Raw genomic sequence first — 10443 nt, forward strand, 5'->3', positions numbered from 1 at the left:
AAGAAGGCTTCCTAGTTGTATTGAGTTTTTTCAGAAATCAAATACTAGTCCTATATGAGTCCTATATAGGCTACATGAGTGAATAATTAAAGGTTTGTTGTAAGGTCTGAAGCGGCTTACTACAGACCTTTAATTAATTTTACATTGCGTAACATAGGTTTATTGATTTTTTCTTACTTACTTGTAGCGGTTGGCAGACTGCAATGTGGAGCCTAAAAGTATCGTTTATAGGTTAAAAATTAATATCAATTAGCCTAATAACTGGCACAATTAGAGCAAAAATATACTTTAATTAAAATCACAATTAAGTATATAGTTATACTGTTTCCACTTATGTCATCGCCCCATGAGCGCCCGCTAAAATTTGAAATCAGGCTGCCATCTTCCCATCCTCAGTTATTAGAAGGACTAGATATATGGTTGCGCTTAGGTTTGATATCCGATACCCAGGTTAGGCAGCTATGCCAAGAGTTCCTGGTGTGTAAGGTGGTGTTACAACCCCAGCCGGAAGCTGAAACAAAGGTAGCATTTGTAACTTCTGATCCTGTGCAGCAGATACCCGTAACAGCTTTACAATCTGGTAGCCGGAGACAACCGCAGCAAAAACCAGCCCAACCCAACTTTATTAGTACAATGTTGCAGTCCTTGGGGGCAGAACTGAGTGTCCGCTGGCTGCTTTTTCTAGGGGTATTCCTGGTAGTGGTGTCCTCTGGGGTACTGGCTGCAAGTCAGTGGGAGAGGTTTCCTGCTTCTGGACAATATGGAGTTTTATTTGCTTATACTTTGAGTTTTTGGGGATTAAGCTTTTGGGCAACTAGGCAAAGCAACCTAAGATTGACAGCTCAAACTTTGCTGATTGTCACCCTTTTATTAGTGCCAGTGAACTTTTGGGCAATGGATAGCTTTCGATTGTGGCAAAATCCTGTGGATTGGATTGTAGTTGCGATCGCCTGGCCTACCCTAACTGCAATAACTGTTTTACTCTCCAAAAATCGGACTATTTTTGCCAATTTACATACTGGCAAATTACCTCTAGCAAATATTCTGGGGCTGAGTTATTTGCATTGGGGTTGGCAATTTCCAGGATTTCCCTTGATTGCCGTTTATGTGGCAATGATCGGCACAACTATCATTACCGTTTATCACAATCTTTACCAACAGCCTAATTCTATCAGTGAGGAAGATAGAAGCAATCGCCAACGGTTAAGTATTAGTTTACCTGCTGCCGTAATTATTTATGCCTTAATAGTGCTGCTAGTGCGGGCAATCTTCGTTGCCAGGGTAGATGTTACGCAGTTGGGGTTAGCTATTGGTATTTGCGGGTGGCTAGTAACTTGGTTAGCACAGCGGGGAGCAGGGGGAGATAGGGAAGTAAATTCTTCCTCATCCCCCTCATCTTCCGTATCTCTATTACTCTGGGAACAACTCGGTGGTATTCTCCTCTTTCTGGGTTGGTTGGTTTCGGTAGTAAATTATCCCTGGCAAGCAATAACTGTAAGTGGTTTGGGTTTATGGTTTGTGGGAAATCGTTTGCGGCGGTACAGTTTAAAAGTTGACTTAGCAGCAGTTTTTCTCATTGGCTTACAGACGATTTGGCTAGGTTGGCGATTAGTACCTGATAGCTTACAGAAATTAGCGATCGCAACTGGTACTCAACTTACCAATTCTCAAAATGAACCTTGGGCGTTGCTGGGTGTAGCTTTATTTCCCTACGTAATTTTGATGGTGGCGCTCACAGATAGCCTGCATCGTAGCCACAAGCGAGAATTGGCTCAATTTGGTGAACTGCTCACCCTCTTATTTGGAACTTTTTTAACAACGATCGCTATAATAAATCCCACATTGCGATCGCTAAATCTGCTATTTTCCACCATCACTCTGGCATTTGTCACTCAACGCCGCTCCCCCTCATCCCTTCCCCTGATATATCTAACTCACATCATGGGAGTGCTGACATTTTGCTCTACCATTAATTTGCTGGCACCAGCCCTAAGTCAACAAGTCTGGGCAAGTATTTTATTAGCTCTGATGGTTGCAGAGTGGCGATTTAGTGTCAAAGAGGGACTATGGCAACGTAGTGCATGGGATATCGGTTTAGGGCTAGCCGCCGCTAGTTTTTTCCTATTGTGGATGAATGCAGAATCATCTTGGTATGGCATAGCTGATAGCCAAGCTCATTGGGGAATCTTATGGCTAGTTACGCCTATAGCTCTTACGGGTGTTGCCAATTGCACAACTACAGAACGTCGTACTACTACCCGTTACTTGAGTGTCTTGGCTGTAGGAGTTGCCCAGTTACTTACTGTACAGCTACCAGAAACCAGATTAATCGGTTTGGCTGTAGGTGCGGGATTGATGTTCGCAAATACGCGCTATCTGCGAAACCAAATATCTGCGGTAATTACAGAAGGATATGCTCTGAGTTTTATTGTGGCGCTGCTGTGGACTGGTGTAGCTGGTTTACCTCGCCTTGTGCTAGCAGGTTGGTTTGTCGTAGGAGCGATCGCAATCCTAAGTCTATGGTTAGCGCGGACAGTTTTAAGCCGACGCAATAACCAATTAGCAACTATATATGCAGCCGCCAGCGATAAATGGGCGATCGCATTGTGTGGTTTTGAGTTGTTTGGTTTAACGTTACACTCAATACTGATTTACTCAGGGTTTATTAGTTCTGGATTTTTGTACTTAGCCGCCACTGCAATCACCTTGATAGCCATTGTTTATCGCAGTTGGCGAGAACCGACAAATTGGGCATTTTATGGCATCGGTTGGTGTTTGGAATTGTTGATTACCCAAATGCTGGGATTTGGGGAAAGATCAATTGTTAGGATAGCGATCGCAAATATTGCTTTAGGTTTAATCGCTCAACTTGTCGGAGAGTGGTGGCGACGACGACATCAATTAGAAAGGCTTCCTAGCAGTTTTCACATTTTGCCATTAATTTATGGTGTATTCAGTGTATTGCTGCGTGTGAATACCTTCACTGAGTGGACTGGTTTGTATTCCTTGGGTGTAGCTTTAATTATCATTGGCGTGGGGCGACGCCGCGAAGACTTTAAGCCCTTGCTGTACTTAGGAATCATTGGCGTATCCATTTCTGCCTATGAACTTTTGTTCTATCAAATGTTACAAGCTTCAGGAGGAGCATTAGGCGATGGATTGATTGCCATGTCTGCTCTTGGCGCGAGTATCATGTATGCTTACCGCATCTTGTCGCCTTGGCTTGTAAGTTACTTACGCCTGACTCCCCAAGAACTGAAAGGAATTGCCCATATTCACTGGGCTTGGAGTAGCTGCTTATTAATGGCCGCCATTCCTCTTCCCATTGGAGTTAACCGTTTAGTGGGATTGGGAACTGGGGTATTTTTGATTCGCTATGCCATTTTTCAAGGACGAAATTCGCACACTTCCCCCAGCATTTTCGGAGGAATCACAATAGCCGAAATGTGGGTTTACCTCGGCTTATTAGAAGTAGCCGGCATGAGGGTTTATTGGCGTGAGACAGCAGTGGGGCAATTTTGGGCTGGGCCGTTAGTTCCTTGGAACGGTGCGATCGCCTGTGTGGTAGCCTATTTTTTGTACATCCTACCTTGGGAAAGCTGGGGTTGGTCTAAAAGACCTTGGCAACAAGCCGCCTACATCATACCACTGATAATTTTATGGGAAACCAGACTGCAAACTTACCCTATTACCTTGGTACTCGCAGCTGGATTTTACATCTTCATAGCAAAGGTGGGCGAAAACATCCGTTTTACCTATATTAGTGTGGCTTTGATTGATTGGGCACTTTATCGTTGGTTTGATTCCTTACGCCTGACTGAAGCTTTATGGTATGTAACACCCGTTGGGTTATCACTGCTTTATATTGCTCAAGTCGATTCCCAACTCAAGCTTCCAGAGTACAAAGTAGCTCGGCATATTCTGAGAATGCTAGGTAGTGGTTTAATTTGTGGGTGGGCAATTTTATTTAATCAAGGTACAGCCTGGATACCGGGAATTTTCAGCCTCATCGCCATTTTTGCTGGATTAGCTTTGCGAGTGCGGGCTTTTCTCTACATTGGTACAGCCACTTTTGTAATCACTACAATCTATCAATCAGTACTTTTTAGCTGGCAGTACTCCTTTTTAAAATGGGTTATTGGCTTGTTAGTTGGTATCTTACTGATTTACATCGCCGCCAATTTTGAAACCCGTCGCGCTCAAATAACATCCCTAATTCGTAGCGTCATTGATGAATTTCAATCATGGGATTGAGCAAATAATTACTAATTCGTAATTCGTAATTCGTAATTCGTAATTAAATGGGTGCAACAATTCAGTGGTGGGTTCAGAGCAAGCACTGATTGTAACTACGAATTACAAATTATGTTGACAAGAGGCTTATGGAAAAAATTTTTGTCTACTGAGTATTTCAGCATAAATATTATTAGTGGGATAGGCTCAAAGGATGGGTATGTTGTGAATCGTCGAATTTTCCTTGCCAATTTACTTGCCGGGATCGGAATGACATTCTGTGCCGACACAGATAGCAAGCCTACCCGCATCTTACTACGCTCGTCTTGGCAGACGGTCAACATCGGTGATATTGCTCACACCCCAGGTATGCTCGCGTTGCTCGAAAAGCACTGTCCGGGTGCGGAAATTACACTTTGGCCGAATTCCCTTAGTTTAGTAGTGGAGAACATGCTCAAGACCCGGTTCCCAAAACTGAAGCTCGCCAAGACTAAAAATGAGCAGGTGGCGGCGCTAGAGAAGTGTGATTTCTTTCTGCACGGCTCCGGCCCGGGGCTGGTGGGCTGGGCGGAGGCTGAGTTAGCCCAAAAAGCCAAAAAGCCCTATGGCTTCGCTGGCATCACTCTGAGTGACGATGAGTTAAAAAAACATCGTGACTTGCTGGCCGGTGCAAAGTTCATATTCACCCGCGAAACCGACTCTCTGACTGCTCTATGCAAGACGGGAATTTCGGGGCCCAAAATGGGGTTTGGCCCGGATGCCACCTTTGCCCTGGATCTACGTGACGATGCGGCAGCCGACAAGTTGCTGAAGGATCACAATCTGGAGGTAGGTCGGTTCTTGTGTGCCGTGCCGCGGCTACGGTGGACACCGTACTGGGAAATCTACCCGGAGACGGTGAAACCGAACCCGCCGAAGAGTGCGATCAATGAGGCATTTGCAGATCGCGATCACGCCAAACTACGGGAAGCAATCATCGCGTGGGTTACTGAGACTGGTATGCGGGTGTTCCTCGTGCCGGAGATGACCTATGAGGTGCCACGCCTCAAGCCACTGCTATACGACCCGTTGCCCAACGAGATCAAGCTGAGTGTTGCGGTGATGGATCGCTACTGGCTGACCGCCGAAGCGGCGAGCGTGTATGCTAAGGCTGCTGCGATCGTCAGTTTTGAAATGCACTCGCCGATCATGGCGGTGGCGGCTGCTACTCCTGCCGTACATCTCCGACAACCGACGGACAGTCGCAAGGGGCAGATGTGGCGCGACATCGGGCTGGAAAACTGGCTCTTCGAGATTGATGACTCCACCGGCCAGGAAATTGCCACGCGAGTGGTCGAGATTGGTCAGAATCTGCCGAGGGCCTGTCAGATGGCGAAAAATGCCCGAGAAGTGGCCCGCCGACGAATGGCTGAAATGGTCGCCGCGATTGGCTAAATCGCAATACTTCGCGCTTTGTGCATTTTTATCTGCCTTCTTCAAATTTAAAGTTAGGGTGCAAATTAAAAAACTTTTAAGCTTATTAACTACGAATTTTAGTCAGGATTTTTTGAGAATAAAACGAAGCCGATTCTTCGTTTTTGGCACAATCTTGAGCAAACTTAATCAAATGATGTCCAACAAGCCCAACGTGAATTAAGTTTTCAATATTACCTGCTTTTAGTGCTGGCTTGGCCATTTTCCAGAAAGTCTGACGATAGTTACTAAAAATGCCTATCCGCAGCAAAATATTAGCTAAATAAGTTAAACCTTTGCGAATATTAGCCCCAGAAGTGCGAGATGGACTGTTAGGAACTTCGATGCGGTTTGGGTAGGTGTGTTCCATGTTGTAGGCAAATCGCTGATATAAAAATTCTGGCTCATAAGCGGTTGTGATGCAGCGCCGCCACATCTCGATAACTTGCTCATAAGGCATCAAAAACTCAACATTTGATTCGCGGTTTTCATCAAAAACAAGTCTTCCTTCTGCTTCTAATCTCCGCCATAAAGGAGTTCTAGGCAACGCATGAAGCAGGTTAATTGTCAACATGGGAATTTGCGATGCCCGCATAAATTCGATAATTCGGTCTGCTGTTTCTGGTGTATCTGTATCTAACCCGATGATGATTCCTGATACTACTTCCATGCCGTAGCTATTTAAAACCTGAATGGCTTTTAAAATTGGCATACTCAGATTTTGGTCTTTGGAAATGGCGTGGAGAGCATTTGGTTCTGGTGTTTCAATACCGCAAAAGATTGTGCAGAAATAAGCTTCGCGCATCATCTCCAGCAGCTTTGGACTTTGAGCTAGATTGAGCGTTGCTTCGCAGGCAAACTGGATGGGGTAGCCATTGCGTTTTTGCCAGTCAATCAGATGCGGAAGTAACTTCATGGCAGCGCGGCGATCGCCAACAAAGTTATCATCGACAAAATACACTGCTCCCAAATTACCAGATTGTCGCATTGCATCTAACTCAGCAACGACTTGCTCTGGTGTTTTCATCCGGGGACTGTTGCCATAAAGTTCGGGAATATCACAAAACTCGCAGTGATAAGGGCAACCACTAGAAAACTGCACATTTGCCAGGAAATAATCATTGATATTCAGCAAATGATAAGCTGGAGTAGGAAACTCTGTTAAGGGCAAACGTTCCTTAGTTTCAAAGCGAATTTGCGCTTGAGGACGTTCCAGGTTTTGGTCTAGATACTCGATCATGCGATCGCTTGCATCTCCCAACTCACCCAAGTGTAAAATATCAAATTCAGGATAATATTCTGGGCAACCAGATACCGAGGGGCCACCTATAACTGTAATTTTGCCGGCTCGATGGGCAATTTCATTAATTTGATTAATCTGTGGTTTTTGGATATGCATTCCACTCACAATCACCACATCACACCATTGGTAATCAGCTCTCGTTGCTGATTTGACATTCTCATCAATAAACCGCACTTCCCATTCTTTAGGTAAGTAGGCAGCCACAATTAAAATACCTTGGGGTGGCATAAAAGCCCGAACATTACCCATAAGTGGGTAAGCGTGATGAAAAGTACCAAAAGAGCGGCTGTACTTGGGAAAGATGCAAAGGATACGTCGATGTTGCGAGGGAACGTAGCTGGTTCTCTTACTGTTAGGAGCGGTTTTTGAATCGGCCGCTATATGAGTTGGGTTCTCTAAAGACTTCAGATTCACAGTCATCGCAAGTTTCACCCCGAAAAACTGAGCAGCTAATTTGACAATATTATTGGCACAATCGGTTGTAATTCAAACTAGCTTACCGTGATATTTCAGAAGTTTTTAACTGTAAGATAGAAAACTTACCCTAAAAGCGCAACCTCAATTGGTTTGCAAACAACTATTTTGAAAATAGGGTATGGGGCATTGGGCATTGGGCATGGGGCATGGGGCATAGGGCATGAATTTGATTTATTTTCTGTTGCGTTCTTCGTGGGGGATGGTGGCGATCGCGATCGCTACCGGATTCCTGAGTGGTGGTAGTAGTGCTGGCTTGATTGCCTTAATTAGCCGTGCTGCAAGTAGCGGTACTGCTTCCCGGTTCACATCGATAATTTGGGGTTTTGCGGGGCTGGCTATAGTTGCACTAATTACCAGCATCATTTCTCAAGTGATGCTAATTCGCCTTTCGCAGAATGCAGTTTTGCAATTACGGATGCGTTTGAGCCACCAAATTCTTGCCTCCGAGTTGAGTCATCTAGAACGCTTAGGGAATCCTCGATTATTGGCAACTCTCACAGAAGATATTCAGGCAGTTGCTAATGCTGTTTATCAGATGCCTTTCATTTTTATTAATTTAGCGATCGTCCTGGGTTGCATAGCTTACATAACTTGGCTTTCTTGGGTAGTACTGCTGATGGTTTGTGGAATTTCAGTAGTAGCGATCGGTAGTTGCCAGTGGTTATTAAATAGAGGCGGTAAATTGTTGGCCCTAGCTCGTGAAGATGAAGATCATCTGTTTAAACATTTTCGCACCATTACCGAAGGAGTCAAAGAACTCAAGCTAAATTACAGGCGGCGGCAAGATTTTTTAGAACAAAAACTGCAATCAACTGCTAACGAATTTCGTCATCACAATGTTAACGGTTTAACCCTTTTTGCCACAACTTCAAGCTGGGGTCAACTCGTATTCTTTTTTGCCCTTGGTTTTGTAATATTCGCGCTGCCTAATCTGCTTGCCATTAATCCCGAAACTCTCTCTGGCTACATTTTGACCTTCACTTACTTGGTGTTACCAATGGATAACATCATCAGCAAACTTCCCCTATTAAGTAAAGCCAGCATTGCCTTGCAAAAAATCGAATCACTGGGTTTATCTCTAGCTAGTCGAACTGAATTATCAACTGTTCCACCTGCTCTTAAATCTGACTGGCGCAGCTTAAAATTTAAAAGTGTTACCCACACTTACTACACAGATCAAGAAGACAATAGCTTTATCTTTGGCCCCATAAACCTAACATTATATCCTCAAGAATTAGTTTTTATTGTCGGCGGTAATGGTAGCGGTAAATCTACATTAGCTAAACTAATTACTGGACTTTACATCCCTGAAAACGGTGAAATTTGGTTTGATGATGACTTAATTAGTGAACAGAACCGAGAATGGTATCGACAACATTTTTCTGTGGTGTTCTCCGACTTTTATTTATTCGAGGAACTTTTAGGATTAAAAAATTCTGACTTGGATGCTCAAGCTACAAAATATCTAAAGCAACTGCAACTAGACCATAAAGTTAAAGTTGAAAATGGGCAACTTTCCACCACAGCACTTTCTCAAGGACAACGTAAGCGGCTGGCTTTGCTGACAGCATACTTAGAAGATCGACCAATTTATCTATTTGATGAGTGGGCAGCCGATCAAGATCCAGTATTCAAAGAAGTATTTTACACTCAGCTACTACCAGAACTGCGATCGCGCGGCAAAACAGTGCTGGTGATTAGCCACGATGATCACTATTTTCATTTAGCAAACCGAATTATCAAACTTGATTATGGACAAATAGAGTACGACAAGACTTGAAGGGGGCAGGGGGCAGGGGAAGGAATTTATTTGTTGCTATCAACCCCATCTAAATTCAAGCCACGTTATGATATTTTGACATTTTTTTTGAGCGAATAGGGAAGCGATCGCCAAATTAAGGGACTTCCAAAAAACTGATGCAACAACCCTTGTTCTTTTTTAGGTAGAACTTTACCGATATAGTTGGTTAAAAGTTGGTATTGCTGGTACGATTCTACCTAGCATCAATTTTCGGAAAAAACCCCTCAAGCACCTTTTCTATGAAAAGAAGACAAATCCTTGGCTTTCTGGGTATAGCAGTTGTAGGCTTGCTCCTGGCAATTGGTTTACCATTAGTTACTCCTTCTCCATCCCCTGTAATAGCACAATCAAGCACCAGCATACTCGTATCCGCAGCTGCCAGCTTAAAAGATGCGCTGGAAGAAATTCAGCCTTTATACCAACAAAGTAAATCAAATATCAAGATTAGTTATAATTTTGGGGCTTCTGGTGCTTTGCAGCAGCAGATTGAGCAAGGTGCGCCAGTGGATGTCTTTATTTCTGCTGCCAAAAAGCAAGTGGATGCCTTGGAAGAAAAAGGATTGTTGCTAGCAGATAGCCGTACTAATCTGGCAAATAACCGTCTAGTCTTGATTGTGGCTCAAGATGTTGTTGGCATCAGTAGCTTCTCCAATTTAACAGATAGCAAGATTAAGAAAATTGCGATCGGTGAACCCAGAAGTGTACCCGCAGGGCAATATGGGGAGCAAGTCTTAAAGAATTTGAAACTTTATAATCAAGTCAAGTCCAAATTGGTCTTTGCTAACAATGTGCGTCAAGTTTTGGCAGCAGTAGAAAGTGGTAATGCCCAAGCGGGTTTAGTTTATGCCACAGATGCCAAAGTTTCCAACAAGGTAAAAGTCGTAGTAACTGCTGACGAGAAGTTTCACTCACCAATTGTCTATCCACTGGCAATAATTAAAAGCAGTAAAAATACTTCTGCTGCCAAGGAATTTATCCAATTTCTATCTGGCAGTCAAGCCAAGACTGTACTTAAAAAATATGGCTTTATTGTGCGGTAAACACCTTGCCCACGCTCTAAGCCGGAAAATTCAAAGTCTCTCTCCTGTTAGGAGCTACGGTGTACACACAAATCGGAAATAATAGTCTGTCAAGGAATAATTGACGAGTCCATTCTTTGTAGAGACGGCGATTTATC

The 10443-nt window shown here is 43.8% G+C and carries 6 protein-coding genes; 5 read left to right on the plus strand and 1 reads right to left on the minus strand.

Going from position 1 to position 10443, the window contains the following annotated elements:
• The first annotated feature begins 333 nt into the window (after positions 1 to 333).
• Together VB740_RS14905 and VB740_RS14910 are read left to right on the plus strand one after the other, a co-directional pair.
• The gene (locus tag VB740_RS14905) at positions 334 to 4254 is read left to right on the plus strand and encodes a DUF2157 domain-containing protein (protein WP_323200764.1); all 3921 of its coding nucleotides are present in this window, start codon (positions 334 to 336) and stop codon (positions 4252 to 4254) included.
• Between the two features lie 204 nt (positions 4255 to 4458).
• A complete protein-coding gene (locus VB740_RS14910) occupies positions 4459 to 5667 on the plus strand; it encodes a polysaccharide pyruvyl transferase family protein (RefSeq protein ID WP_323200765.1) in 1209 nt (402 codons plus the stop codon).
• 85 nt (positions 5668 to 5752) lie between these two features.
• On the opposite strand, the gene VB740_RS14915 is transcribed toward VB740_RS14910, so the two are convergent.
• Positions 5753 to 7408, minus strand: coding sequence for a B12-binding domain-containing radical SAM protein (locus VB740_RS14915; protein WP_323200766.1), 1656 nt, complete (start codon positions 7406 to 7408; stop codon positions 5753 to 5755).
• A 162-nt stretch (positions 7409 to 7570) separates the two neighbouring features.
• Between VB740_RS14915 and VB740_RS14920 the strand changes: the two genes are divergently transcribed.
• The 3 genes from VB740_RS14920 (at position 7571) to modA (ending at position 10306) form a co-directional block, all read left to right on the plus strand.
• Complete coding sequence (locus VB740_RS14920; protein WP_323200767.1) at positions 7571 to 7708, plus strand: hypothetical protein; 138 nt, start codon at positions 7571 to 7573, stop codon at positions 7706 to 7708.
• The gene (locus tag VB740_RS14925; protein WP_323200769.1) at positions 7665 to 9245 is read left to right on the plus strand and encodes a cyclic peptide export ABC transporter; all 1581 of its coding nucleotides are present in this window, start codon (positions 7665 to 7667) and stop codon (positions 9243 to 9245) included. The genes VB740_RS14920 and VB740_RS14925 overlap by 44 nt, the downstream gene beginning before the upstream one ends.
• 260 nt (positions 9246 to 9505) lie before the next feature.
• The gene (gene modA, locus VB740_RS14930; protein WP_323200768.1) at positions 9506 to 10306 is read left to right on the plus strand and encodes a molybdate ABC transporter substrate-binding protein; all 801 of its coding nucleotides are present in this window, start codon (positions 9506 to 9508) and stop codon (positions 10304 to 10306) included.
• Positions 10307 to 10443 lie beyond the last annotated feature (137 nt).

The organism is Nostoc sp. UHCC 0251, from assembly GCF_034932245.1.
Lineage (GTDB): Bacteria > Cyanobacteriota > Cyanobacteriia > Cyanobacteriales > Nostocaceae > Nostoc.

What these genes read in the sequence shown, in the direction of transcription:
- VB740_RS14905 (WP_323200764.1), top strand. Translation starts at nt 334, where the DNA reads ATGTCATCGCCCCATGAGCGCCCGCTAAAATTTGAAATCAGGCTGCCA.
- modA (WP_323200768.1), top strand. Translation starts at nt 9,506, where the DNA reads ATGAAAAGAAGACAAATCCTTGGCTTTCTGGGTATAGCAGTTGTAGGC.
- VB740_RS14915 (WP_323200766.1), bottom strand. Translation starts at nt 7,408, where the DNA reads ATGACTGTGAATCTGAAGTCTTTAGAGAACCCAACTCATATAGCGGCC.
- VB740_RS14925 (WP_323200769.1), top strand. Translation starts at nt 7,665, where the DNA reads ATGGTGGCGATCGCGATCGCTACCGGATTCCTGAGTGGTGGTAGTAGT.